Genomic DNA, 25,142 nt, shown 5'->3' on the forward strand with positions numbered 1-25,142 from the left:
TCTTCGGACAACCGTGCAAGTTTCGCAGATGAGCGGTCCGAACTCGTCCTCGATGGGCCGGTCAGACCTTGCCCACGATGTCCACGACGAAGACCAGCGGCGCGTCGGCGGGGATGCCGCTGCCCGGCGGCGGGCTGCTGCCGTACGCCTGCTCGGCCGGGAGCACCAGCAGCACCCTGTCCCCCACGTGCTTGCCGACCAGGCCCTTGTCCCAGCCGGAGACGACCGAGGCGGTGCCGATCTGGAAGGCGGTGGCGCCGCCGTGGTCCCAGGACGAGTCGAACTTCTTGCCGCCGTCCCACAGCACACCGGTGTACTGGGCGACCAGGCCGTCACCGGCCTTGACCTCCGGGCCGTCACCCTTGATCAGCACCTGCTCCTTGAGCTCCTTGGGCGCCTTCTCCCCCTTGGGGATCGTGATCTCGGCGGCCTTCCCGGACTCGGCCTTCACCTCGGGCAGGCCCGGCTCGGACTTCGCCTGGTCGCCCTTGGCCTCCGCCTTGGCGTCCACCGTGCCGGTGCCCACGACGTCGAGGACCCAGACCAGCGTCTGGTCCGCGTTCTGCTGGACCTTGTCGCCGTACATCGACTTCAGCGTGCCCTCGGCCCACACCCGGGTGCCGACCTTGCGGCCCACCAGCGCGTCGGCGACGGCGTCGGGCACCTGGCCGCCGCCCTCGCCGCCGCCCACCCGCTGCACCAGCTCGCGGCGCGGACCCTTGGTGTCCTGCCCCGGCTCGGGGTACCAGGTGCCCTTCGGGGTGGTGCCCTCCTGGGTCGACTGCACCGCGTACGCGAGGCGGGCGAACGCGCCCTTCTCCACCGTGGCGCCCTTGCCCTCGGTGATCGTGGTGATCCGCACCTTGTCGGGGCCCTTGGCGTCCTTCGGCGCGGTGATCTTCGGCTGCTCGCCGAAGGCGCCCGCCACCTTGATGTTCGAGCCGCCCTGGGCGGACCCGGAACTCTCCGCGGACTTGGAGCTGTCGGCGGACTTCTTGCCGCCGTCGTCGTCCGAGCCGCAGCCCGCGGCGGTCAGCAGCAGGACGGGCACGGCCAGCGCGGCGGCCAGACGGCGGGACGGGCGGGTGCCGCTCGCGGTCCTGGCGAGGCGACGGGAATGCGGGGTTCGTCCCGCGGTGAATCGCAGCATCGGTCCAACTCGGGCTAGGGGGTGGCTGAACAGTGCCCGCCACTCTACGTCCTGAGTCCCGCCCGATACCCCCGTCCGACACGGCGGTGCGCCGGGCCGAGGGGCCCGGCGCACCGATGTCGCATTCCCATACCCGAATGCGTGCTTTTCAGCCGTGCGGATCAGCCGTGCGAACCGCAGGCCGCGCGTCCGCTCACATTCCGGCAATCAGCTTTTCCACCCGGTCGTCCACCGACCGGAAAGGGTCCTTGCACAACACGGTGCGCTGTGCCTGGTCGTTGAGCTTGAGATGGACCCAGTCGACGGTGAAGTCCCGGCGCTGTTCCTGCGCGCGGCGGATGAAATCGCCGCGGAGCCGGGCGCGAGTGGTCTGCGGTGGTACCGACTTGCCCTCGAAGATCTTGAGGTCGTTGCACACCCGGGCGGCCTGGCCGCGCCGCTCCAGCAGGTAGTACAGCCCCCGGCGGCGGTGGATGTCGTGGTAGGCGAGGTCTATCTGGGCCACCCTCGGGTGGGACATGCTGATGTTGTTCTTCGCCCGGTACCGCTCGATGAGCTGGTACTTCATCACCCAGTCGATCTCGGTGGAGATGCGGTCCAGGTCCTCGTCCCGGACGGCCTCCAGGGCCCGGCCCCAAAGCTCCAGCACCCGCTCGACGGTGCCCGTGCGGATGCCGCGCCGCTCGCAGAAGTCCACGGCCTTCTCGTAGTACTCCTGCTGGACCTCCAGCGCGGACGCCTCGCGGCCGCTGGCCAGCCGCACCTTGCGGCGGCCCGTGATGTCGTGGCTGACCTCGCGGATGGCCCGGATGGGGTTCTCCAGGGTGAGGTCGCGCATCACCGTGCCGGCCTCGATCATGCGGAGCACAAGGTCGGTGGCCCCGACCTTGAGGAGCATCGTGGTCTCCGACATGTTGGAGTCGCCGACGATGACGTGCAGCCTGCGGTAGCGCTCGGCGTCGGCGTGCGGCTCGTCCCGGGTGTTGATGATCGGGCGGGAGCGGGTGGTGGCGGAGCTGACGCCCTCCCAGATGTGCTCCGCGCGCTGGCTGACGCAGTAGACCGCGCCGCGCGGCGTCTGGAGGACCTTCCCGGCCCCGCAGATCAGCTGACGGGTCACCAGGAAGGGGATGAGGATGTCCGCCAGGCGGGAGAACTCCCCGTGTCTGGCCACGAGGTAGTTCTCGTGGCAGCCGTAGGAGTTCCCCGCCGAGTCGGTGTTGTTCTTGAAGAGGTAGACGTCGCCCGCGATGCCCTCCTCGTGCAGGCGGCGTTCGGCGTCGACGAGCAGGCCCTCGAGAATGCGCTCGCCCGCCTTGTCGTGGGTGACCAGTTCGATCACGTTGTCGCACTCCGGTGTCGCGTATTCCGGGTGCGAGCCCACATCTAGGTAGAGACGGGCGCCGTTGCGCAGGAAGACGTTGCTGCTGCGGCCCCAGGAAACGACACGGCGGAAGAGGTACCGCGCCACTTCGTCAGGCGACAGTCGGCGCTGTCCCCTGAACGTGCACGTGACGCCGTACTCGTTCTCCAGCCCGAAAATGCGGCGGTCCATGCCTGAACACTACGCCTGATGCCCTGCGCTGAAACCGGGTTCGACGGCACCGTTCCGATCTGTTTCCGAACGCGCGACGACGGGCGACGCCTTCTCGGGAGCGGTCAGCGCCTTGCGCGCCGCCAGCAGGACGAGCGCGGCGGCGATCCCGCCGCCCGCCGCGACCGCGAACCCGGCCCGGGCTCCGCCCGACTGCACGGCCGGGCCGACGATCGCGGTGCCGATGGAGGCACCGACGCCGAACGAGGTGACCAGCCAGGAGAACGCCTCGGTGGCCGTACCGGCCGGCGCGTGCCGGTCGACGACGACGAAGGCGCAGGCGAGCGCGGGCGCCAGGAAGACACCGGCGATGCCCGACAGCACGATCATCGGGACCAGGCCGGGGACGAGCAGCAGCGGCACGTAGCAGACGGCGAGCGCGGCGATGATCACCCGCAGCCGCCCCTCCGGCGCGCCGGCCCACTGCCGGCCGCCGTAGACGACACCGCCGACCAGGGCGCCGGCGCTGAGCGCGGACAACAGGTAGCTGGAGATCATCTCGTTGCCGTGCGCGTCGGCGTAGGCGACGGAGGCGACGGCGATGGAGCCCAGCGCCGAGCCGACGAAGAAGAAGGTGCCCAGGACGACCAGCAGGCCGCGGGAGCGCAGGGCGCCGAGCCAGTGGGCCTCGCGCGGCTCGCTGCGCCACTTCCGCGAGGGCGGCGAGCTGACCACGGCGAGCGCGCCGAGCACGCCCAGGGCATTGATCACCAGCAGCGCGGCGGCCTCGGACCACTCGCGGACGAACAGCATCACGATCAGCGGGCCGACCGCGTACATGACCTCCTGGGCCACGGCGTCCAGGGCGTAGGCCGCGTGGATGCGGTCCTCGCGCTCCAGGACGGACGGCCACAGCGCCCGCAGGCCGCCCTCCAGGGGCGGGGTGAAGAAGCCGGCGACGACCATGGCCGCGTAGGCGACGGGCAGCGGCTCCAGGCCGACGACGGCGAAGAGGACCATGCCCAGCGCGGACAGCAGGGCCGCGGGCAGCATCACGCGCGGCTGGCCGTAGAGGTCGACGGCGCGGCCGAGCAGCGGCTGGCCGATCGCGTTGGCCACGCCGTAGGCGGCGGAGAGGGCGCCGGCGAGGATGTAGCTGCCGCCCTCGGCGCGGGCGAAGAGGACGACCGCCAGCGCGGCGGTGGCGGTGGGCAGCCGGCCCACCAGGGTGCCGACCAGCAACCGTGCGGCGTACCGCGTCCTGAGCATCTCGCCGTAGCCCGCCGCCATCATCTGCCTCTCTCGACCGACCCAGGGTCGGTTTTACGTATAACGTTGACGCGTTATACGTACCATGTCGGCAGCTCACGGGTCCACCCGTGGAGAGTCGGCGGAGAGGGGCGTCACCGGTGGTGACGGACGGCGAACAGAGCGGCGAACGGAACAGGGGCGCGGTACGCGGCGGGGGCCGCTGGCCGACGGTCCGGGGGACGCACGCGGCGCCCGCCCGGGCGACGAGCCGGGACGTGGCCCGCGCGGCCGGCGTCTCCCAGGCGACGGTCTCCCTCGTCATGGGCGACAAATGGCGCGGCCGGGTCTCCGAGGCGCGCGCCGAGGCGGTCCGCTCGGCCGCCCGCGAACTCGGCTACCGGCGCAACCTCGCCGCCCGCGACCTGCGGCTCGGCCGGACGCGGACCGTCCTCCTCGTCGTCCCCGCGCTCACCAACGAGTTCTTCGCCCGCGTCTACGCCGGGGCCGCGCGCGTGGCGGGCGAGCAGGGCGTCGGCGTCCTCCTCTACCCCTCCCCCGAGGGCATCGGCCCCGCCCGGGACCCCTTCGCGTCCGCCCGCGCCGCCCTCGACGGCGTGATCGCCTCCTCGATGGCGGTCGACTCACTCGCCGCCCTCCGGGCCGGCGGCCTGCCCGTCGTCATGCTGGACAGCGACCCCCGCAGCGCGGAGGCCGCCGCCACCGTCAACCCCGACATCGCCGACGGCATGCGGCAGGTCGCCGCCCACCTGCTGTCCCTCGGCCACCGGCGCTTCGCCCACCTGGCCGCCGACGTCGACTCCTGGACCTTCCGGGTCCGGGCCCGGGCGCTCGCCGAGGCGCTGCGCGACGTCCCCGACGCTCGGGTCGTGCGGACCGAACCGGCCGCGCTGCACGTCGACGCGGGGCGGGCGGCGGCGGAGCGGGTCCTGTCCGCGCCCGGGGCGCGGCCGACCGCGCTCGTCTGCGACGACGACATGCTGGCCGCCGGCGCTTGCAAGGCCGCGCGGCGGCTGGGGTTGCGGGTTCCCGATGACGTCTCGGTCACCGGCTTTGCCGACCTGTCCCTGGCGACGGCTGTCGATCCGGAGCTGACGACGGTCCGGCTGCCCGCGGAGGCGGTGGGCGAGGCCGGCATGCGGGCTTTGGCCGCCGTTCTCGACGGGCGGCCCGACGGGGCGGCGGAGCTGCCGGTGTCCCTCGTCGCCCGCGACTCCAGTGGGCCGGCTGCGCGCGGCGCCTGACGGCGGAGGGTGCCCCGGTCCCGCCCTTTCACCGTTTCTTGCAGGGGCGGTGCCCCCGCACCCCCGAAGCGCCCTGCGGGCGCTGTCCTCAAACGCCGGACGGGCTGAAATCAGCCCGTCCGGCGTTTGAGGACAACCGCGCGGAGCGCGGTTTCGGGGTCTGGGGCGTTAGCCCCAGGAAACGGAGAAAGGGCGGGACCGGGGCACCCCACCCCTCAGGACTCGCCCGCGGACTCCTCGCCTGAGGCGGGGGCCTCGCCCCCGTCGAGCAACCGCGTCAGCTGGCTGCCAAGCAACCGCTTGAACTTCCGCTGCTGCGGCCGAGTCCGATCGAGCACCGCGACCTCAAGCTGCTCGGCGGTAAGCGTCCGCTCCCCACCGTTCGTATCCCGGGCGAGCGACTCGACGGCAAGCTTGAGCGCCTCCGCGAGGCTCATCCCGTCCCGGTGCCGCTGCCCGAGATAGCTGCTGATCTGGTCCGCGTTGCCGCCGACCGCGACCGAGCCGTGCTCGTCGACGATCGAGCCGTCGTGCGGGAGCCGGTAGATCTGGTCGTCCTCGGGGCCGGCACCGACCTCGGCGACGATCAGTTCGACCTCGTACGGCTTCTCGCCCGCGCTGGAGAAGATGGTGCCGAGGGTCTGGGCGTAGACGTTGGCGAGGCCGCGGGCGGTGACGTCCTCGCGGTCGTAGGTGTAGCCGCGCAGGTCGGCGTAGCGGACGCCGCCGATGCGCAGGGTCTCGAACTCGTTGTACTTCCCGACGGCCGCGAACGCGATGCGGTCGTAGATCTCGCTGACCTTGTGGAGCGCGCGGGACGGGTTCTCGGCAACGAAGATCACGCCATCGTTGTACTGGAGGACCACGACGCTGCGGCCGCGCGCGATGCCCTTGCGGGCGTACTCGGCGCGGTCGGCCATGGCCTGCTGGGGAGAGACGTAGAACGGCGTCGACACCGGTTATCCGTCCCTTTCTGGTCTGTGGGGAGTGCGTACGGAGGACTCTGGACCGGGCGGTGCCTCAGAGCAGCGAGGCCCGGGGGCCGTCGGGCTCCTGGAGCCGCCGCTCGTGGATGGCCCGGACGGTCTCGGCCAGGTCGGCGTCGGTGAGCCTCCGGTACCCCTCGTCGGAGATGACGGTGACGATCGGGTAGATGCGGCGGGCGAGGTCGGGACCGCCGGTCGCCGAGTCGTCGTCGGCCGCGTCGTACAGGGCCTGTACCACCAGGGTGGCGGCCTGCTCGGCGGTGAGGTCTTCCCGGTACAGCTTCTTGAGCGCTCCCCGGGCGAAGAGCGAGCCGGAGCCCGTGGCCGCGTAGCCGTACTCCTCGGAGCGGCCGCCGGTCACGTCGTAGGAGAAGATGCGGCCCTTACCGCGGTCCACGTCCCAGCCGGCGAAGAGCGGCACCACGGCGAGGCCCTGCATGGCCATGCCGAGGTTGCTCCGGATCATGGTGGAGAGGCGGTTGGCCTTGCCCTCCAGGGAGAGCTGGGCACCCTCGACCTTCTCGAAGTGCTCCAGCTCCAGCTGGAACAGCTTGACCATCTCCACCGCGAGCCCGGCCGTGCCCGCGATGCCCACCGCGGAGTACTCGTCGGCCGGGAAGACCTTCTCGATGTCGCGCTGCGCGATGACGTTGCCCATGGTGGCCCGCCGGTCGCCGGCCAGCACCACCCCGCCGGGGAAGGTCGCCGCGACGATGGTCGTGCCGTGCGGCGCCTCCACCACGCCCTGCGCGGGCAGCTGACGGTTTCCGGGCAGCAGGTCCGGCTGGTGCGCCGCGAGGAAGTCCGTGAAGGACGAGGAGCCCGGCGTCAGGAAGGCAGCAGGTAGACGCCCGGTGCTACGAGGGTTGGCTTCCACACGTTTCCTTCCACGTATTCGGCGGCACGCCTCGCGACGTCCGGCCGATCCTTGAATCACTCCGGCGCCGCATGGCGACCGGAGCACAGCACGCCACGGACCCTATCGGTCGCGTGACAAAGATCCATAGGTGTGGGCCGGGCCGGCGGGCGGCCGGAGCCCGCGGCGAACGCCGCGCGCGGACCGTCCTCCCCGCACCGCGCGCGACGCTGTCGTTCCCCCGTCCGCCGCACGCCCCCGCCCCTTCGATTCGAAGGTCGAACCGACCTACTGGCCGCCCTTCTGAACGAAGGACCTCACGAAATCCTCAGCGTTCTCTTCCAAGACGTCGTCGATCTCGTCCAGGACGGAGTCCACGTCGTCCGACAGCTTCTCGTGCCGCTCCTTGAGGTCCTCGGACGCCTGCGCTTCCTGCGCCTGCTCCTCGGTCTCCTCAGTGGCACGCGTGGCCTTCTGCTGCCCGCCGCCGGTGTCCTTGGTCGCCATACCCCTCACCCCGCTCGGTTTCGACGTACACGTACTCAAGTCCTACAGATCAGACCCTACAAGCACGGTCCGACATCGGCCCCGCACTCCCGGGAACGTCCGGGAACCACCGTGATGATTCCCGTTCCACCGCCTCCCAGACCCCCGCTCAGCCCCCGGACAGCACCCGTACCAGGTCCTCCGCCGTGCGGCAGCGGTCCAGCAGCTCCTTGACGTGGTTGCGGGTGCCGCGCAGCGGTTCCAGGGTGGGGACGCGCTGGAGCGAGTCCCGGCCGGGGAGGTCGAAGATCACCGAGTCCCAGGAGGCGGCCGCCACGTCGTCCGCGTACTGGTCGAGGCAGCGGCCCCGGAAGTAGGCCCGGGTGTCCTCCGGCGGGGCCGTGCGGGCCCGTTCGACCTCGGTCTCGTCCAGCAGCCGCTTGATGCGGCCGCGGGCCGCCAGCCGGTTGTACAGGCCCTTGTCGGGCCGGACGTCCGCGTACTGGAGGTCCACCAGGTGCAGCCGCGCCGCGTCCCAGTCCAGGCCGTCGCGCCGGCGGTAGCCCTCCAGGAGCTCCCGCTTGGCCACCCAGTCCAGCTCGCCGGCCAGGCTCATCGGGTCGCTCTCCAGCCGGCCCAGCACGTCCTCCCAGCGGGCCAGGACGTCCTTGGTCTGCTCGTCCGCGTCGTGCCCGTACCGGTCCTCGACGTGCTTGCGGGCCAGCTCGCAGTACTCCATCTGGAGCTGGACGGCGGTGAGGGTGCGGCCGCTGCGCAGTGTGATCAGCCGGCGCAGCGAGGGGTCGTGGCTGACCCGGTGCAGGGTGCGGACGGGCTGGTCAACGGCGAGGTCGCCGGAGATGAAGCCGTCCTCGATCATGGACAGCACCAGCGAGGTGGTGCCCAGTTTGAGGTAGGTGGAGATCTCCGAGAGGTTGGCGTCGCCGATGATCACGTGCAGCCGGCGGTACTTCTCGGCGTCCGCGTGCGGCTCGTCCCGGGTGTTGATGATCGGCCGTTTGAGGGTGGTCTCCAGACCGACCTCGACCTCGAAGTAGTCGGCGCGCTGACTGATCTGGAAGCCGTGTTCGCGCCCGTCCTGGCCGATGCCGACCCGGCCGGCGCCGGTGACGACCTGGCGGGAGACGAAGAAGGGGGTCAGGTGCCGCACGATGTCCGAGAACGGGGTCTCCCGCTTCATCAGGTAGTTCTCGTGGGTGCCGTAGGACGCGCCCTTGTTGTCGGTGTTGTTCTTGTAGAGGTGGATCGGCTGCGCGCCGGGCAGCCGGCCGGCCCGCTCGGCGGCCTCGGCCATGATCCGTTCGCCGGCCTTGTCCCAGAGGACGGCGTCCCGCGGATTGGTGATCTCCGGGGAGCTGTACTCGGGGTGGGCGTGGTCGACGTACAGCCGGGCGCCGTTGGTGAGGATGACGTTGGCGAGCCCGATGTCCTCGTCGGTGAGCTGGCTGGCGTCGGCGGCCTCCCGGGCGAGGTCGAAGCCCCGGGCGTCCCGCAGCGGATTCTCCTCCTCGAAGTCCCAGCGGGCACGGCGTGCCCGTTGCATCGCCGCCGCGTAGGCGTTGACGACCTGGGACGAGGTGAGCATGGCATTGGCGTTCGGGTGACCGGGGACGGAGATCCCGTACTCCGTCTCGATGCCCATTACTCGCCGTACGGTCATGCGGCCCTCCTTGCCCGGCGGCGCCCCCTGGTGGGGTCGCCGCTCAAGTACCGCTGCGCATCCGGTCCGTGTGCGTCCCCCACGCGCGTCGCGGTGGTACCGCAGAGCCTAGAACGGCTTTGCGGCCCTGGGGAGATCATTCCAGTCATTGCTCGGGTTCGTGCCGTACCGGACCCGCCGTGCCGCGGCGCCCCCGCCGTGCCGCGGACGTCCCCCCGGGGTCCGTGAACGCGTCCGGCCGCGGACGGACCGTTCCGGTCCGGTCCCGCGCCGGGAGGGCGGGAGCCGGGGAACGGCCAGCCGCGGCCGGACGGCGGTGCTACAGGTACTGACCGGTGTTGGCCACCGTGTCGATGGAGCGGCCGGTGTCGGCGCCCTGCTTGCCGGTGACGAGGGTGCGGATGAAGACGATCCGCTCACCCTTCTTGCCGGAGATGCGGGCCCAGTCGTCCGGGTTGGTGGTGTTGGGCAGGTCCTCGTTCTCCTTGAACTCGTCCACGCAGGCGGCGAGCAGGTGGGAGACGCGGAGACCCTTCTGGTTGTGGTCCAGGAACGCCTTGATCGCCATCTTCTTGGCGCGGTCCACGATGTTCTGGATCATCGCTCCGGAGTTGAAGTCCTTGAAGTACAGGACCTCCTTGTCACCGTTGGCGTAGGTGACCTCCAGGAAGCGGTTCTCCTCGGATTCGGCGTACATCTGCTCCACGACCGACTGGATCATGCCGTCGACCGTCGCCCGGGCGTCTCCCCCGTGCTCGGCGAGGTCGTCCGCGTGCAGCGGCAGGGACTGCGTCAGGTACTTGGAGAAGATGTCCTTGGCGGCCTCGGCGTCCGGCCGCTCGATCTTGATCTTCACGTCGAGCCGGCCGGGGCGCAGGATCGCGGGGTCGATCATGTCCTCGCGGTTGGAGGCGCCGATGACGATGACGTTCTCCAAGCCCTCCACGCCGTCGATCTCGGAGAGCAGCTGCGGGACGATGGTGTTCTCCACGTCCGAGCTGACGCCGGAGCCGCGGGTGCGGAACAGCGAGTCCATCTCGTCGAAGAAGACGATGACGGGCGTGCCCTCGCTGGCCTTCTCGCGGGCCCGCTGGAAGATCAGCCGGATGTGCCGCTCGGTCTCGCCGACGTACTTGTTGAGCAGCTCGGGGCCCTTGATGTTGAGGAAGAAGCTCTTCCCCGCGGGCTTCCCGGTGACCTCCGCGACCTTCTTGGCAAGGGAGTTGGCCACCGCCTTGGCGATGAGCGTCTTGCCGCAGCCGGGCGGGCCGTAGAGCAGGACGCCCTTGGGCGGCCGGAGTTCGTGTTCCTTGAAGAGGTCGGGGTAGAGATAGGGGAGCTCGACCGCGTCGCGGATCAGCTCGATCTGGTTCCCCAGGCCGCCGATCTTCGTGTAGTCGATGTCGGGGACCTCTTCGAGGACGAGCTCCTCGACCTCGCTCTTGGGGATGACCTCGTAGACGTAGCCGGAGCGGGATTCGAGCAACAGGGCGTCGCCGGGGCGGATGGTGACGTCCAGCAGCGGCTCGGCGAGCCGCACCACCCGCTCCTCGTCGGTGTGCCCGATGACCAGGGCCCGTTCGCCGTCCTCCAGGATTTCCTTGAGGGTGACGATGTCCCCGGCGCGCTCGAACGCCATGGCCTCTACCACGTTGAGCGCCTCGTTGAGCATGACCTCCTGGCCGGGCCGGATCTCCTCAGGGTCGACGCCCGGGCTGACGTTGACCCGGAGCTTGCGGCCGCCGGTGAAGATGTCCACCGTGCCGTCGTCGTTCGCCTGCAGGAAGACGCCGAAGCCGGCCGGCGGCTGCGCGAGCCGGTCGACCTCCTCCTTGAGGGCCACGATCTGGTCGCGGGCCTCACGGAGGGTGTTGGCGAGCCGCTCGTTCTGGGCGGACACCCCGGCCAGGTTGGTCTGGAGCTCGACGATCCGCTCTTCGAGAATCCTCGTGTGACGCGGAGAGTCGGCGAGCTTGCGGCGCAGGACGGCGATCTCCTGCTCAAGGTAGGCAACCTGACCGGCGGGGTCGTCTGAGCCCCGTCCCGGCCGGATGCCGCGGTTCATGTCGTCGTCGTGGGCTGCCACGGTCCTCACCTCCTCCAAGGGGAGCTGGACGCTTCCAGACCCTACCTGGGCCGGTGCAGGTTGAAACCCCTAGATCACAAACCCGGTCGGAGTGTGTCCGATCTTCACCCTTGCGCACGTCCTCACGACTGGGGAATACCCACCCATCAACATCGGAAAGCGAGCGGTTGTATCGTCGAGTCGGTCAACACCCGTCAGTGCTGGCTCCAATTGATTCACGTAAGCAGGAAACGGCAGGCGAGATGACCGTCCGGAACGAAGACCGCGCGACCGTCACCGAGGACCCGGCGGCCGGGGGCCCCGGCGACGCCCTGGAGGTCTGGATCGACCAGGACCTGTGCACGGGGGACGGCATCTGCGTCCAGTACGCCCCCGAGGTCTTCGAGCTCGACATCGACGGCCTGGCGTACGTCAAGAGCGCCGACGACGAGCTGCTCCAGGAGCCCGGCGCCACCACGCCCGTCCCGCTGCCGCTGCTGACCGACGTCCGGGACTCGGCCAAGGAGTGCCCGGGCGACTGCATCCATGTGCGGCGCATCTCGGACAAGGTCGAGGTCTACGGACCGGACGCCGAGTGACGGATCAGGCGCGCCCGGTGACGGGTCGTGTCGACGTCTCGAACTGGCCGTCGCGCCACCGCCATTCGACCGGCCGGCGCAGGTCCGGGCAGCAGCGCGGCACGGTCCGCGCCGAGTAGCCGAGCAGAGTGGCCGAAACAGTGTCCCCCGTCACCCTGAACCGGCCGACGTTCAGGTGCCGGGCGGGGTCGACGAGGGTGGCCACCACACGCGGCGGCGCGCCCGTCCCCTTGCCGGCCGCCAGCACGTAGACGCCGTCGGGCGGGGTGCCCGCGCCGGCCCGGCAGTGGACCACGGCCACCGTCTCGGGCCGCTCGTCCCCGTCCAGGTCGGCGACGGCCCGGTCGGCCACCTCGGTGCCCACCGGGCCGCAGTCGAGCGGGTAGCGGACGGCGGTCGGGTCGGGCGCGACGGCGAACGGCGGCGAGGGCGCGTCCTCGGCGGTGGCGTCGCCCGGGCCGAGGAGCGCCGCGCCGGTCAGCACGGCGGCCAGGCCCAGGGCCGTCAGCAGCCAGTGGACGGGCCTCGGGTGGGTGTGCGGGAGTCCGGCCGGGGGCTGCACGTGCGCCGCTCCTGCTGCTGGGCGGCGGGGGTCAGCGGCATCGTCGCACACCGGGCCAACGCGCGGAAGCCGCCCCCGAGTTCGACCGGGGGCGGCTTCCGCGCGTCAGGTGAGGCTCAGGCTTCGGCGGTCTGGCCGCCGGGCCCGGTGTAGTCCTCGCCGTAGGCACCCTTGGCCGGACGGCGGCGGCGCATCGGCGGCTCCACGCCGTCCGCGAGGCGGCGGGCGGTGAGCAGGAAGCCGGTGTGCCCGATCATGCGGTGGTCGGGGCGGACGGCCAGGCCCTCGACGTGCCAGGTGCGGACCATGGTCTCCCAGGCCGACGGCTCGGCGAAGCAGCCGATCTCGCGGATGGACTCGACGGTCCGGGCGAGCTGGGTGGTGGTCGCCACGTAGCAGCAGAGGATGCCGCCGGGGACGAGCGCCTTGCGGACCGCCTCCAGGCACTCCCAGGGGGCGAGCATGTCCAGGATGACGCGGTCGACGTCGGTGTCGGACAGGTTGTCCTGGAGGTCGCCGACGGTCAGCTGCCAGGCCGGGTGCGGACCGCCGAAGTAGCGCTCCACGTTCTTCGTGGCGATCTCGGCGAAGTCGGCGCGGCGCTCGTAGGAGTGCAGCATGCCCTGGTCGCCGATGGCGCGCAGCAGGAAGCTGCTCAGCGAGCCGGAGCCGACGCCGGCCTCCACGACGCGGGCGCCGGGGAAGATGTCGGCCATCGCCAGGATCTGCCCCGCGTCCTTGGGGTAGACCACGGCGGCTCCGCGCGGCATGGACAGGACGTAGTCGGGGAGCAGGGGGCGCAGCGCGAGGTAGGCGACGTTTCCCGTGGTACGGACAACACTGCCCTCGGGAGCACCGATCAGCTCGTCGTGCGGGAAGGCACCCTTGTGGGTGTGGAACTGCTTCCCGGCTTCGAGCGTGAAGGTGTAGTGGCGTCCCTTGGGGTCGGTGAGCTGGACCTGGTCCCCGACCTGGAAGGGCCCGCGACGGCGGGCGGCACCGGTCGGTTCGGACATGTGACCAGCCTACCGGGCGCCGGGCGGGACCGGGACCACGGGCCCGTGGACCCCGTACGGCCGGCGCCTCAGGGCGCGGGGGTGCGGGCCATGGCGGCGACGAACGCCCGCTCGACGTCGGTGGTGGAGAGCACGCCGTAGACCTCGCCGGTCTCCTCGACCACCAGGTACTCGGTGGCGGGGGTCAGCCGCAGCACCTCCAGGAGGTCCTCGCCGGAGAGCTCGGCGGAGACCCGCATGCCGTCCTTGAGCTCCTGGGCGAGGGTGCCCACCTCGACCCAGGGCCGGCGGTGGACGGGGATGCCGACGATGGCGGACTCGCGGACCAGGGCGGTGGGCACGCCGGCCGCGTCGACGACGACCAGGGCGCGGGCGCCCTCCTCGTTGGCCCGGCGCAGGGCCTCCGAGAGCGGGGTCGTGGGGGCGACGGGGACGGCCCGCCGGGTCAGGGTGCGGGCGCGCAGGCCGGGGAGGCGTTCGCGGAGGCGGGCCATGCGGAGGCTGTTCCCGGCGCCCGTCCAGATGATCGCGGCGAGGATCGCGGCGAGCAGTGCGTCGGTGAGGGAGTCGACGCTGCCGAAGCTGTCGGCGCGGTACGCCTGGGTGAGCAGCGGGAGGCCGACGAGGACGCTGACGGCGAGGGCGCGGCCGACCCAGGCGGCGGCGACGGTCCCGGCCATGGGCCGACCGGTGATCTTCCAGACGACGGCGCGGAGCATCCGCCCGCCGTCGAGCGGGAGGCCGGGCAGCAGGTTGAAGGCGGCCACCAGGAGGTTGGACACCATCAGGCCGGCGAGCAGCACGCCGGGGACGGTGTCGGGTTCGACGGCCTGCATGCCGAGCCAGAAGACGCCGGCCAGGACCAGGGAGAGCAGCGGTCCGACGAAGGCGAGGACGAACTCCCGGCCGGGGGTCTCGCTCTCCTTCTCGATCTCGGAGACGCCGCCGAAGAACTGGAGCTGGATGCGGCGCACCGGGAGCCGGAAGCGGAGGGCGGCCACCGTGTGGGCCAGTTCGTGGACCAGGACGGAGGCGTAGAAGGCGACGGCGAAGAAGAGGGAGACCAGGTAGCGGGCCCGGCCCAGCTCGGGCAGGACGCGGTCGAGCTGGCCGCCGAAGACCCAGGTGATCAGGGCGGCGACCAGGAACCAGCTGGGGGCGACGTAGACCGGGACGCCGAACGGGCGGCCCATGAGGATCCCGCCGCCGCTCTCGCGCGGGCGCCGCGGCCCGCGGTCGGGTGTCCCGGGCTCCTTGGGGTCTCCGGGCTGTCCGGCCTGGTGGTCGGCGCCCCCGCTGCCGGATCCGCCCTGCCCGCTGTTCTCCACGGTGTCCCCTCGTCGGTGCTGCTCCCGCACCCGCCCGGTGCGCGCGCCCTGCCACGATCATGCACGTGCGGGAGCTCTGCCGTCGATGGTATGCCGCGGAATGTCCGTGCGGGGCCGTAGGGTCTCTGCCATGGACACCGCTCTCGACGACACCGCGCGGGGCCCGGCCGCGGAGGCCGCCGGCCCGGCGGTTCCGCCGCCCGCACCCGCGCAGCAGCAGGTTTCCGGCACCCCTGAGGTGCCGGGGGCCCGGGCCGGGGAGGCCGGTCCGGCCGCCGGCCGGCCGGCCTCGCTGTCGCCCTCGCGCGCGGCCGATTTCATGCGGTGCCCGCTGCTCTACCGGTTCCGGGTGATCGACCGGCTGCCGGAGAAGCCCAGCCCCGCGGCGACCCGGGGCACGGTGGTGCACTCCGTGCTGGAGCGGCTCTTCGACGTGCCCGCGGCGGAGCGCACCCCGGACCGGGCCCGCGCGCTGCTGCCGGGCGAGTGGGAGAAGCTGCTGGCGGCACGGCCGGAGCTGGCGGAGCTGTTCACCGGCGAGGACGGCATCCACGAGCCGGAGCGGCTGGCCGGCTGGCTGGCGGAGGCCGAGCGGCTGGTCGAGCGGTGGTTCTCGCTGGAGGACCCGACGCGTCTGGAGCCGGCCGAGCGCGAGCTGTTCGTGGAGACGACGCTGGACTCGGGGCTGGTGCTGCGCGGCATCGTCGACCGGGTGGACGTGGCGCCGACGGGCGAGGTGCGGATCGTCGACTACAAGACCGGGAAGGCGCCGGCCCCGCGGTACCGGGACGAGGCCCTGTTCCAGATGACGTTCTACGCGCTGGTGATCCGCCGGCTGCGCGGGGTGGTGCCGCGCCGCCTCCAGCTCGTCTACCTGGGCAGCGGGGACGTGCTGACGTACGACCCGACGGAGGCGGAGCTCCAGGCCGTGGAGCGGAAGCTGCGCGCGCTGTGGGAGGCCATCGCGCTGGCCACCGAGACGGGCGACTGGCGGCCCAGGCCGACGAAGCTGTGCGGCTGGTGCGATCACCAGGCGCTCTGCCCGGAGTTCGGGGGCACTCCCCCGCCGTACCCGCTGCCCGTGCTGCCGGTGCCGCGCGTACCGGAGGCGGGGGCCGGGCCTGCCGGGTCCTGACGGCTCGCTCAGGGGCCTGACGGCCCGCTCCGGACGGACTCAGGGCAGAATGGACCCGGTCTAACGAAGGAGTTCCTGTGGCGATCCGTGTCCTGCTCGTCGACGACCAGCCCCTGCTGCGCACGGGCTTCCGCATGATCCTGGAGGCCGAGCAGGACATCGCGGTGGTCGGGGAGGCCGGTGACGGCCTGCAGGCGCTGGACCAGGTCCGGGCGCTCCAGCCGGACGTGGTGCTGATGGACATCCGGATGCCCCGGATGGACGGGGTGGAGGCGACCCGGCAGATCACCGGCCCGGACCGGAACGGCCCGGCGAAGGTGCTGGTGCTCACCACGTTCGACCTGGACGAGTACGTGGTGGAGGCGCTGCGGGCGGGGGCCAGCGGGTTCCTGCTGAAGGACGCCCCGGCCCACGAGCTGGTGAAGGCGATCCGGGTGGTGGCGGGCGGCGAGGCGATGCTCGCGCCGAGCATCACGCGCCGGCTGCTGGACAAGTACGCCGGGCACCTGCCGTCGGGCGAGGAGCCGCTGCCGGACACGCTGAGCACGCTGACCGAGCGCGAGGTGGAGGTGCTCAAGCTGGTGGCCCGCGGGCTGTCGAACGCGGAGATCGCGGCGGACCTGTTCGTCAGCGAGACCACGGTCAAGACGCACGTGGGCCACGTCCTCACCAAGCTGGGGCTGCGCGACCGGGTGCAGGCGGCGGTGTACGCCTACGAGAGCGGACTGGTGCGGCCGGGCGCGCAGTAGGCGCGCGAGCACGCGGAAGGGCCCGCCGGTCTCCCGGCGGGCCCTTCCGCGTCTCACGGGGTGTCAGCCCTTGTCGGCCTTGCCGATCTCCCAGAAGCGGAAGACGGTGGAGGCGTCCAGCGTCCACTGGAGGCCGGTGATCCGCTCGTTGGCGACGGCGTACTGCTTGCCCTGCCAGAGCGGCAGCACCGGGACGTCCTGGGCGACGGTCGACTGGAGCTTGGCGAAGTCGCCGACGGTCGCGGTCCGGCTGCCCTGGGCGGCGGTGGCCGGGAGGATGCGGTCGGCTATCTCCTTGGACTCGTAGTGGTTGGCGAGTTCGTTGTCCTCGCCGAAGAAAGGCGCGGTGAAGTTGTCCGGGTCCGGGTAGTCGGGCACCCAGCCCTTCACGTAGACCCCGTACTTGCCGGCCTCGATGCCCTGCTGGTACTCGGGGAACGCGGCGGTGCGCACGTCCGCGTCGAAGAGACCGCTGGCGTTGAGCTGCTTGGCGATGGCGTTGAGCTCCGGCACGGTGCCGGGGCCGTAGCGGATCGGCGTGCCCCAGAGGGTCAGCTTGACCTTGCCCTTGAGGCCGGCGGAGGTCAGCGCCTCCTTGGCCTTGTCGGGCTGCGGGCGGTCGCCGTAGACGTCGAAGAACGGCGTCCGGTGGCCGGTGATGCCGCTCGGGACGACGGAGTACAGCGGCTCGGCGGTGCGCTTGTAGACGTCGCGGACGAGCGCGCTGCGGTCGACGAGGTAGGCGACGGCGCGGCGGACGGCGAGCTTGCCGGCCACCGGGTCCTTGGTGTTGAACACCAGGTGCTGGACCTCGGCGCTGCTGCCCTGGACGACCTTGAGGCCCTTGCTGCCGGAGCCCGCGGCCTCCAGCGAGGAGATGTCCTCGGTGGCCAGGCCACGGTAGGCGAGGTCGACGTCGCCCTTCTGCAGGGCGGCCTTCAGGGCCTCCTGCTCGCCGTGGAACAGCTTGAGGGTCATGCCCTTGTTCTGGACGGTCGCGGGGCCCTTGTAGCCGCCGTTGACCTTGAAGACCGCCTTGTCCTTGTCGTAGGAGTCCAGCGTGTAGACGCCCGAGCCGACGGCCTTGCCGTCGGTCCGGACCTTGTCCGCCGGGTACTCCTGGCGGTCCACGATGGAACCGGCACCCGAGGCGATCTTCAGCGGGAAGGTGGCGTCCGGCCGCTTCAGCTTGAAGACGACGGTCTTCTTGTCCGGCGTCTTGATGTCCTTGATCGTGGACAGCATGGCCGACGCGGGACCGGACTTGTCGTTGATCTTCAGCGTGCGCCGGAAGGAGAAGGCGACGTCCTCGGAGGTGAGGTCGTGCCCGTTGCTGAACTTCAGGCCGCTGTTGAGCGTGCACTCGTAGACGGTGCTCGCCTGGTCCTTGAAGCCGCACTTGCGGGCGGCGTCGGGCTGCGGCACGTTGCTGCCCTTGGGGAAGCTCAGCAGCGACTGGAAGACGTTGTTGAACAGGATCCAGGAACCGGGGTCGTAACCCGCGGCCGGGTCCACGGAGACGACCTCGTCGGACATCCCCATGACCACCGACTCACCGGTGCCCGCCGCCTTGCCGTCCTCCGAACCGCACCCGCTGAGCAGGGCGGCGGCGAGCCCCGCGCCGAGCGGGGCGGCAAGCCACTGGTCACGTTTCCTCACGTGCACGTTCCTCACAGTTTCCAAGTGAAGGGGGCGGGACTGGCCCGCCCCTCAAGGTCGTTCTGTGGAGCTTGTTGTACAGGTGGAGCGTTGTGTTGCAAAAGGGGTGTTCTCATCACGACCGGATGTCATGGCCGTGTCGTGCGTCACTTGCCGCGCGCGAGTTCCCAGGGCTGGAGCTCGGAGGCGGCGTTGAGCGCCCACTCGCCGCCGGTGAGGCCGTCGCGGACCGCCAGGTACTGCTTGCCCTGCCAGAGCGGCAGCACCGGCACCTCGTCCGCGACGATGTCCTGGGCCTGCTGGAAGAGCTTGGCGGCGGAGTCGCGCTGGGCGGTCTGCCGGGTGCGCGGGATCAGGTCGTTGATCTTGGCGTTCTGGTAGCGGGACCGGAGGAAGTTGTCCTTGCCGAAGAACGGGGCGATGAAGTTGTCGGGGTCCGGGAAGTCGGGGAACCAGCCCATGCCGTAGACCGCGTACTGGCCCTTGGCCGCGTTGGGGCGGAACTCCGACCACTTGACGTCCTGGAGCTTGACGTCGAACAGACCGCTGCCGTTGAGCTGCTTCCGGAACGTCTTGAACGCCCGCGCGGTGGCCTCGCCGTAGTGGTCGGAGGAGTACGCGAGGGTGAAGCGGACGGGGGTGCTGATGTTGGCGCTCTTCAGCAGGGCGCGGGCCTTGTCGACGCTGGGACCGCCGTACTCGTTGGAGAACGAGTTCTGGTGGCCCGGGATGCCGCTGGGCACCAGCGAGTACAGGGCGTCGCTGGTCCGGTCGTAGCCCTCGCGGGCCAGCGCCTGACGGTCCACCAGCTGCGCCATGGCCTGCCGGACGGCCTTGGGCTTCACGGCCGGGTCGTCGGTGTTGAAGGCCAGGTAGCCGATCTCCGAGCCGGCCGACTCCAGCAGCCGGACGTCCTGGCCGGTGGCGTTGCGCAGCCGGCCGATCTGGTCGGGCGACAGGGTGCGGTTGGCCAGGTCGACGTCGCCGCCCTTGAGGGCGTTCTCCATCGTCTTGGCGTCGTCGTAGAAGCGCATCTCGACCTTGTCGTTCTGCACCTTGACCGAACCCTGGTAGTCCGGGTTCTTGGTGAGCACGACCTTGACCGCGCGGCCGTCCTTCTCCTCGGTGTCCAGGCTGTAAGGACCCGAGCCGACGACCTTGAACCCGTCGGCCATGAGCTTGTTCTTGGGGTACGCCTGGCTGTCGACGATGGCCGCGGCCGGGGTGGCGAGCTTCTGCGGGAACGTCGCGTCGGGCGTCTTCAGCTGGAAGACGATCTCGCGGTCGTTCGGGGTCTCCACCCGGTCGATGTTGCTCAGCAGCGAGACCGGGCCGTTCTCGAAGTTGATCGTGCGGGCGCGCTCGATGGAGAACTTGACGTCCTTGACGGTCATCTCGTGACCGTTGGTGAACTTCAGCCCGTCGCGCAGGGTGCACCGGTACTGCTCGTTGCGGCGGTCGCTGAACGCGCACTTGGAGGCGGCGTCCGGCACCGGTTCCGAGCCGGAGCGGGGCAGCCGCAGCAGCGTCTGGAAGGCGCTGTGCAGCACGTTCCAGGCGCCGATGTCGTACGCGGCGGCGGGGTCGAAGGGAGCCGGGGCGTCGTTGGTCCGCTCGAACCGGTCGGTGGTGCCGACGACGATGGCGCCGTTGCCCTTGCCCGCTCCGTCGCCCCCACAGGCGACGAGCACGGGGGCCAGCAGGCCCACCACGGTCGGCAGCACCAACGTCTTGCGGTTCATTGTCCGGTGTTCTCCCTGTGGTGCGAACGGCGCCCGGGACTCCGTACGGATGCGTTGCTGCACGGGCCCCACGGGGTGCCGTGAAGTACTCGCCAAGAGATTAGTGGCGGCACCGGAGGGACCGGAACGCGGTCTCCCTGATGCGATATCACGCCGCGATAACGGCGGTGGGTTGACCGATATCCGGACGGTGGAACGATTCGCGCACCAGTGAACCAATCGGGACACAAGGGTGTGCTTACATCATCGACAAAGCGTCAGAACGGGGCACGGGTGGCGCGGTGATAGCCCCGGGCCGGTGACGAAGGTCACTCGAAAAACGACCTTGCAGGTCTTGGCTTTTGCCGTCGCATTGATCACGGAAAACGACGGGACCGGCGCTCAGAGTTTCTTGAGCATTCCACCGTCAACGCTCGGTGTACGCGCCAAGCACTTTTGGTGACCGGCGGTTTCAGGCCTTGACCAGGCTCCGCAGAAATCGGAGATCGACTTCTTCGAGGGAACGGACCACCGTCCGGCCGGCCGCGGGCGGGATCGCGCCGACGGAGGGCACCGCCACCACCCGGCAGCCGGCCGCCTCGGCCGCCGTCACCCCCGTCATGGTGTCCTCCACCACCGCGCAGCGCTCCGGGGCGACCCCGAGTCTCGCGGCGGCCAGCAGGTACGGGTCGGGGTGCGGCTTGGTGCGCTCCATCTCGTCGCCCGCGACGGTGAGCGTGAAGTGCTCCGGGCCGAGGGTGCGCAGCACCCGGTCGATGATGTGCCGGTGCGACGCGGAGACCAGCGCGGTCGGCACGTCGTGCGCCGCGAGCTCGGTCAGCAGGCGCTTGGCGCCCGGCATCAGGGGGACGCCGGAGCCGATCATCTCGGCGAAGCGGGTGTTCAGCAGGGCGGTCAGCTCGGCGAGGGCGATCTTGGCGCCCGTCGCCTTGATCAGGAACGCGGCGCTGCGGGTCATGGGGCCGCCGACCACGATCTCGCGGTACTCCTCCAGGAGCTGGTGGCCCAGCTCGGCGAAGACCGCGACTTCCACGTCCCACCAGAAGCCCTCCGTGTCCACGAGGGTGCCGTCCATGTCGAGCAGGACGGCTTCCAGGGCGTCGCCGCCGCCTGCGGCCGGCCTGGTCGCGACCGTGGGAATGCCGCTGGTCATTCGCACACCTCCTGGGGGACGAGAAGGCCGGTCCGCCATGCCCTCGCGGGCGGCGGACCGGCCTTCTTCTACCGGACGACAAGTCTACGGCGGGGAGCGCGGGAGCGCTCCTTCGTTTTTGGCTCCCCTGTCCCCGGGCGGGCTCATACAGCCCGTCCGGCGTTTGAGGACCTCGCGGCGCAGCCGCGATGCGGGGGTCTGGGGGCGTGCCCCCAGGAAACGGCGAAGGGGTGGGACCGGGGCGCCCCGCCGAACCCCCGCGCTACCGCGCGTTGAAGTACTTCGCCTCCGGGTGGTGGATCACGATCGCGTCCGTGGACTGTTCGGGGTGCAGCTGGAACTCCTCGGAGAGCAGCACCCCGATCCGCTCCGGCTCCAGCAACTCCGCGATCTTCGCCCGGTCCTCCAGATCGGGGCAGGCCCCGTACCCGAGGGAGAACCGAGCGCCGCGGTACTTCAGGGCGAACATGTCCTCCACATCGGAGGGGTCCTCACCGCCGAAGCCGAGCTCGGAGCGCACCCGCGCGTGCCAGTACTCGGCCAGGGCCTCCGCGAGCTGCACGGACAGCCCGTGCAGCTCCAGGTAGTCGCGGTAGGCGTCGGAGGCGAAGAGTTCGGCCGTGGCCTCGCCGATGCGGGAGCCGACGGTGACGACCTGGAGGCCGACGACGTCGCGTTCCCCGGACTCCTCGGGGCGGAAGAAGTCGGCGAGGCAGAGGCGGCGGCCGCGGCGCTGGCGCGGGAAGGTGAAGCGGGTGCGCTCGGTGCCGTCCTCGTGGAGGAGGATGAGGTCGTCACCCTTGGAGTAGCAGGGGAAGTAGCCGTAGACGACGGCGGCTTCCAGCAGGTTCTCGGTGTGCAGCTTGTCGAGCCAGCCGCGCAGCCGCGGCCGGCCCTCGGTCTCGACGAGCTCCTCGTAGGTGGGGCCGCCGGCGCGGGCCTGCTTCAGGCCCCACTGGCCCTTGAAGAGGGCGCCCTCGTCCAGCCAGGACGCGTAGTCCTTCAACGGGATGCCCTTGACGACGCGGGTGCCCCAGAAGGGCGGCGCGGGCACGGGGTTGTCGGTGGCGACGTCCGAGCGGACGGAGCCCTTGGGCTCCTCGTCGACGACCACCGGGGTGTCCCGCTTCGGCACCCGCCGCTGCTTCAGCTCGGGCAGCGTCGCGCCGGGGACGCCGCGTTTGACGGCGATCAGGGCGTCCATCAGCCGCAGCCCCTCGAAGGCGTCGCGGGCGTAGCGGACCTCGCCCTCGTAGATCTCGTGCAGGTCCTGTTCGACGTAGGCGCGGGTGAGCGCGGCGCCGCCGAGGATCACCGGGTAGGAGGCGGCCAGCTTGCGCTGGTTCAGCTCCTCCAGGTTCTCCTTCATGATCACGGTGGACTTCACCAGGAGGCCCGACATGCCGATGACGTCCGCCCGGTGCTCCTCGGCCGCCTCCAGGATGGCCGAGACCGGCTGCTTGATGCCCAGGTTGACGACGTTGTAGCCGTTGTTGGAGAGGATGATGTCGACGAGGTTCTTGCCGATGTCGTGGACGTCGCCGCGCACGGTGGCCAGCACGATGGTGCCCTTGCCCTCCGCGTCGCTCTTCTCCATGTGCGGTTCGAGGTGGGCGACCGCGGTCTTCATCACCTCGGCGGACTGGAGGACGAACGGCAGCTGCATCTGACCGGAGCCGAACAGCTCGCCGACGACCTTCATGCCCTCCAGCAGCGTGTCGTTGACGATGTCGAGGGCCGGGCGCTCGGTCAACGCCTCGTCGAGGTCGGCCTCCAGGCCGTTCTTCTCGCCGTCGATGATGCGGCGCCGCAGCCGCTCCTCCAGCGGCAGGGCGAGCAGTTCCTCGGCCTTGCCCGCCTTCAGCGACTTCGCCGTCGCGCCCTCGAAGAGCTGCATGAGCTTCTGGAGCGGGTCGTAGCCCTCGGAGCGGCGGTCGTAGATGAGGTCGAGGGCGGTGGTGACCTCCTCGTCGTCGAAGCGCGCGATGGGGAGGATCTTGGAGGCGTGCACGATGGCCGAGTCCAGGCCGGCCTTGACGCACTCGTCGAGGAAGACGGAGTTGAGCAGGATGCGCGCGGCCGGGTTGAGGCCGAAGGAGATGTTGGACAGGCCGAGCGTGGTCTGGACGTCCGGGTGGCGCCGCTTGAGTTCCCGGATGGCCTCGATGGTGGCGATGCCGTCCTTGCGGGACTCCTCCTGGCCGGTGCAGATGGTGAAGGTGAGGGTGTCGACGAGGATGTCCTCCTCGCGGATGCCCCAGTTGCCGGTCAGGTCGGCGATCAGCCGCTCGGCGATCTCGACCTTCTTCTCCGGGGTGCGGGCCTGGCCCTCCTCGTCGATGGTCAGCGCGATCAGCGCCGCGCCGTGCTCCTGAGCGAGGCGGGTGACCTGGGCGAACCGCGACTCGGGCCCGTCGCCGTCCTCGTAGTTGACGGAGTTGATGACGGCCCGGCCGCCGAGCTTCTCCAGGCCGGCCCGGATGACGGCCACCTCGGTGGAGTCGAGGACGATCGGCAGGGTGGAGGCGGTGGCGAAGCGGCCGGCGAGCTCCTCCATGTCCGCGACGCCGTCCCGGCCTACGTAGTCGACGCAGAGGTCGAGCATGTGGGCGCCCTCGCGGATCTGCTCGCGGGCCATCTCCACGCAGTCGTCCCAGCGGCCGTCCAGCATGGCCGTGCGGAACTTCTTCGAGCCGTTGGCGTTCGTCCGCTCGCCGATGGCCAGGTACGAGGTGTCCTGACGGAACGGGACGGTCTGGTAGAGGGAGGCGGCACCCGGCTCCGGGCGCGGCGTGCGCTCGGTCGGCGTGAGGCCGCGGACGCGCTCCACGACCTGCCGCAGGTGCTCGGGGGTGGTGCCGCAGCAGCCGCCGACCAGGGAGAGGCCGTACTCGCGGACGAACGTCTCCTGCGCGTCCGCCAGCTCGGCCGGGGAGAGCGGGTAGTGGGCGCCGTCCTTGCCCAGGACCGGCAGGCCGGCGTTGGGCATGCAGGAGAGGGCGACGCGGGAGTGCCGGGCGAGGTAGCGCAGGTGCTCGCTCATCTCGGCGGGGCCGGTGGCGCAGTTGAGGCCGATCATGTCGATGCCCAGCGGCTCCAGCGCGGTGAGGGCCGCGCCGATCTCCGAGCCGAGGAGCATGGTGCCGGTGGTCTCGACGGTCACCGAGACGATCAGCGGCAGGTCGGTGCCGGTGGCCTCCAGGGCGCGGCGGGCACCGAGGACCGACGCCTTGGTCTGGAGCAGGTCCTGGGTGGTCTCGACGAGCAGCGCGTCGGCGCCGCCGGAGATCAGCCCCTCGGCGTTGGCCTGGTAGGCGTCGCGGAGGACGGTGTAGGGGGCGTGGCCCAGGGTGGGGAGCTTGGTGCCGGGGCCGATGGAGCCGAGCACCCAGCGGGGGCGGCCGTCGGCGGCGAAGGCGTCGGCGGTCTCGCGGGCGACGCGGGCGCCGGCCTCGGACAGCTCGAAGACGCGGTCGGGGATGTCGTACTCGCCGAGGGCCGCGTGGTTGGCGCCGAAGGTGTTGGTCTCGACGCAGTCGACGCCGACGGCGAAGTACGCCTCGTGGACGGTGCGGACGATGTCGGGCCGGGTGACGTTGAGGATCTCGTTGCAGCCCTCCAGCTGCTGGAAGTCCTCCATGCTGGGGTCCTGCGCCTGGAGCATGGTTCCCATGGCCCCGTCGGCGACCACTACTCGGGTGGCGAGTGCCTCCCGGAGCAGGTCGGATCGGGATGAACGGACGGTCGATGGCTTCAGGGCCATGGATGTGCTCCCGTGGTTGCGACGGCTGTCGGCTTTGCGCCCTCCTGGAGAGGGCGCACGCCGCAAGCGTAGCCGCAGTGCCCGCGGAAAGCAGGGGGCGTCCCACGGCGCGGACAGCCGGTACGGGGGCCGGCTACGGCGTTCCGCGGACCGTGCGGTACGCGG

The 25,142-nt window shown here is 71.0% G+C and carries 19 protein-coding genes; 4 read left to right on the forward strand and 15 right to left on the reverse strand.

What is annotated here, in order from left to right:
• Positions 1-61: 61 nt before the first annotated feature.
• The 3 genes from JNW98_RS12710 to JNW98_RS12720 all read right to left on the reverse strand — a co-directional run bounded on the left by JNW98_RS12710 (position 62) and on the right by JNW98_RS12720 (position 3,974).
• A complete protein-coding gene (locus tag JNW98_RS12710; protein WP_223768280.1) occupies positions 62-1,150 on the reverse strand; it encodes an FKBP-type peptidyl-prolyl cis-trans isomerase in 1,089 nt (362 codons plus the stop codon).
• Positions 1,151-1,343: 193 nt separating this feature from the next.
• Entirely contained in the window at positions 1,344-2,705 is a 1,362-nt protein-coding gene (gene pafA, locus JNW98_RS12715; protein ID WP_223768281.1) for a Pup--protein ligase, read from the reverse strand.
• A 9-nt stretch (positions 2,706-2,714) separates the two neighbouring features.
• Positions 2,715-3,974, reverse strand: coding sequence for an MFS transporter (locus JNW98_RS12720; protein ID WP_223768316.1), 1,260 nt, complete (start codon positions 3,972-3,974; stop codon positions 2,715-2,717).
• A gap of 236 nt (positions 3,975-4,210) precedes the next feature.
• Between JNW98_RS12720 and JNW98_RS12725 the strand changes: the two genes are divergently transcribed.
• On the forward strand, positions 4,211-5,197 hold the full coding sequence (locus tag JNW98_RS12725; protein ID WP_223768317.1) for a LacI family DNA-binding transcriptional regulator: 987 nt from the start codon (positions 4,211-4,213) through the stop codon (positions 5,195-5,197).
• A 215-nt stretch (positions 5,198-5,412) separates the two neighbouring features.
• On the opposite strand, the gene prcA is transcribed toward JNW98_RS12725, so the two are convergent.
• The 5 genes from prcA to arc all read right to left on the reverse strand — a co-directional run bounded on the left by prcA (position 5,413) and on the right by arc (position 11,292).
• Positions 5,413-6,153 carry a proteasome subunit alpha gene (prcA, locus tag JNW98_RS12730; RefSeq protein WP_223768282.1) on the reverse strand — a complete coding sequence of 247 codons (741 nt, stop codon included), beginning with the start codon at positions 6,151-6,153 and terminating at the stop codon, positions 5,413-5,415.
• Between the two features lie 64 nt (positions 6,154-6,217).
• Complete coding sequence (prcB, locus tag JNW98_RS12735; RefSeq protein WP_223768283.1) at positions 6,218-7,060, reverse strand: proteasome subunit beta; 843 nt, start codon at positions 7,058-7,060, stop codon at positions 6,218-6,220.
• A gap of 267 nt (positions 7,061-7,327) precedes the next feature.
• Positions 7,328-7,546, reverse strand: a complete 219-nt coding sequence (locus JNW98_RS12745; protein ID WP_171167968.1) for a ubiquitin-like protein Pup — start codon at positions 7,544-7,546, stop codon at positions 7,328-7,330.
• A gap of 148 nt (positions 7,547-7,694) precedes the next feature.
• The gene (dop, locus tag JNW98_RS12750) at positions 7,695-9,206 is read right to left on the reverse strand and encodes a depupylase/deamidase Dop (RefSeq protein ID WP_372459228.1); all 1,512 of its coding nucleotides are present in this window, start codon (positions 9,204-9,206) and stop codon (positions 7,695-7,697) included.
• A gap of 319 nt (positions 9,207-9,525) precedes the next feature.
• Complete coding sequence (arc, locus tag JNW98_RS12755) at positions 9,526-11,292, reverse strand: proteasome ATPase (RefSeq protein ID WP_223768284.1); 1,767 nt, start codon at positions 11,290-11,292, stop codon at positions 9,526-9,528.
• A gap of 242 nt (positions 11,293-11,534) precedes the next feature.
• On the opposite strand from arc, the gene JNW98_RS12760 reads away from it, so the two are divergent.
• Positions 11,535-11,870 carry a ferredoxin gene (locus tag JNW98_RS12760; protein ID WP_223768285.1) on the forward strand — a complete coding sequence of 112 codons (336 nt, stop codon included), beginning with the start codon at positions 11,535-11,537 and terminating at the stop codon, positions 11,868-11,870.
• 4 nt (positions 11,871-11,874) lie between these two features.
• Here JNW98_RS12760 and JNW98_RS12765 read toward each other — a convergent pair whose 3' ends face one another.
• From JNW98_RS12765 to JNW98_RS12775, 3 genes are all read right to left on the reverse strand, one after another.
• Positions 11,875-12,432: a hypothetical protein gene (locus tag JNW98_RS12765; RefSeq protein WP_223768286.1), complete on the reverse strand. Its 558-nt coding sequence runs from the start codon at positions 12,430-12,432 to the stop codon at positions 11,875-11,877.
• A gap of 116 nt (positions 12,433-12,548) precedes the next feature.
• A complete protein-coding gene (locus JNW98_RS12770; protein WP_185944680.1) occupies positions 12,549-13,448 on the reverse strand; it encodes a tRNA (adenine-N1)-methyltransferase in 900 nt (299 codons plus the stop codon).
• A gap of 68 nt (positions 13,449-13,516) precedes the next feature.
• Entirely contained in the window at positions 13,517-14,776 is a 1,260-nt protein-coding gene (locus JNW98_RS12775; RefSeq protein WP_223768287.1) for a site-2 protease family protein, read from the reverse strand.
• A gap of 130 nt (positions 14,777-14,906) precedes the next feature.
• Here JNW98_RS12775 and JNW98_RS12780 point away from each other — a divergent pair, with 130 nt between their 5' ends.
• Positions 14,907-15,911: a RecB family exonuclease gene (locus JNW98_RS12780; RefSeq protein WP_223768288.1), complete on the forward strand. Its 1,005-nt coding sequence runs from the start codon at positions 14,907-14,909 to the stop codon at positions 15,909-15,911.
• Positions 15,912-15,988: 77 nt separating this feature from the next.
• Entirely contained in the window at positions 15,989-16,660 is a 672-nt protein-coding gene (locus tag JNW98_RS12785) for a response regulator (RefSeq protein WP_223768289.1), read from the forward strand.
• Between the two features lie 63 nt (positions 16,661-16,723).
• Here JNW98_RS12785 and JNW98_RS12790 read toward each other — a convergent pair whose 3' ends face one another.
• The 4 genes from JNW98_RS12790 to metH form a co-directional block, all read right to left on the reverse strand.
• Positions 16,724-18,319: an ABC transporter substrate-binding protein gene (locus JNW98_RS12790; protein WP_223768290.1), complete on the reverse strand. Its 1,596-nt coding sequence runs from the start codon at positions 18,317-18,319 to the stop codon at positions 16,724-16,726.
• 146 nt (positions 18,320-18,465) lie between these two features.
• Positions 18,466-20,061: an ABC transporter substrate-binding protein gene (locus JNW98_RS12795; RefSeq protein ID WP_223768291.1), complete on the reverse strand. Its 1,596-nt coding sequence runs from the start codon at positions 20,059-20,061 to the stop codon at positions 18,466-18,468.
• Positions 20,062-20,512: 451 nt separating this feature from the next.
• Positions 20,513-21,214, reverse strand: a complete 702-nt coding sequence (locus tag JNW98_RS12800; protein WP_223768292.1) for an HAD family hydrolase — start codon at positions 21,212-21,214, stop codon at positions 20,513-20,515.
• Positions 21,215-21,476: 262 nt separating this feature from the next.
• Positions 21,477-24,977, reverse strand: coding sequence for a methionine synthase (metH, locus tag JNW98_RS12805; RefSeq protein ID WP_223768293.1), 3,501 nt, complete (start codon positions 24,975-24,977; stop codon positions 21,477-21,479).
• Between the last annotated feature and the right edge of the window lie 165 nt (positions 24,978-25,142).

Source organism: Streptomyces huiliensis (assembly GCF_020037025.1).
Lineage (GTDB): Bacteria > Actinomycetota > Actinomycetes > Streptomycetales > Streptomycetaceae > Streptomyces > Streptomyces huiliensis.

Bases quoted from the DNA above. Each gene is read 5' to 3' on its own strand.
- JNW98_RS12710 (WP_223768280.1), bottom strand. From the start codon at position 1,150: ATGCTGCGATTCACCGCGGGACGAACCCCGCATTCCCGTCGCCTCGCC.
- pafA (WP_223768281.1), bottom strand. From the start codon at position 2,705: ATGGACCGCCGCATTTTCGGGCTGGAGAACGAGTACGGCGTCACGTGC.
- JNW98_RS12720 (WP_223768316.1), bottom strand. From the start codon at position 3,974: ATGGCGGCGGGCTACGGCGAGATGCTCAGGACGCGGTACGCCGCACGG.
- JNW98_RS12745 (WP_171167968.1), bottom strand. From the start codon at position 7,546: ATGGCGACCAAGGACACCGGCGGCGGGCAGCAGAAGGCCACGCGTGCC.
- dop (WP_372459228.1), bottom strand. From the start codon at position 9,206: ATGACCGTACGGCGAGTAATGGGCATCGAGACGGAGTACGGGATCTCC.
- JNW98_RS12760 (WP_223768285.1), top strand. From the start codon at position 11,535: ATGACCGTCCGGAACGAAGACCGCGCGACCGTCACCGAGGACCCGGCG.
- JNW98_RS12770 (WP_185944680.1), bottom strand. From the start codon at position 13,448: ATGTCCGAACCGACCGGTGCCGCCCGCCGTCGCGGGCCCTTCCAGGTC.
- JNW98_RS12780 (WP_223768288.1), top strand. From the start codon at position 14,907: ATGGACACCGCTCTCGACGACACCGCGCGGGGCCCGGCCGCGGAGGCC.
- JNW98_RS12795 (WP_223768291.1), bottom strand. From the start codon at position 20,061: ATGAACCGCAAGACGTTGGTGCTGCCGACCGTGGTGGGCCTGCTGGCC.
- JNW98_RS12800 (WP_223768292.1), bottom strand. From the start codon at position 21,214: ATGACCAGCGGCATTCCCACGGTCGCGACCAGGCCGGCCGCAGGCGGC.
- metH (WP_223768293.1), bottom strand. From the start codon at position 24,977: ATGGCCCTGAAGCCATCGACCGTCCGTTCATCCCGATCCGACCTGCTC.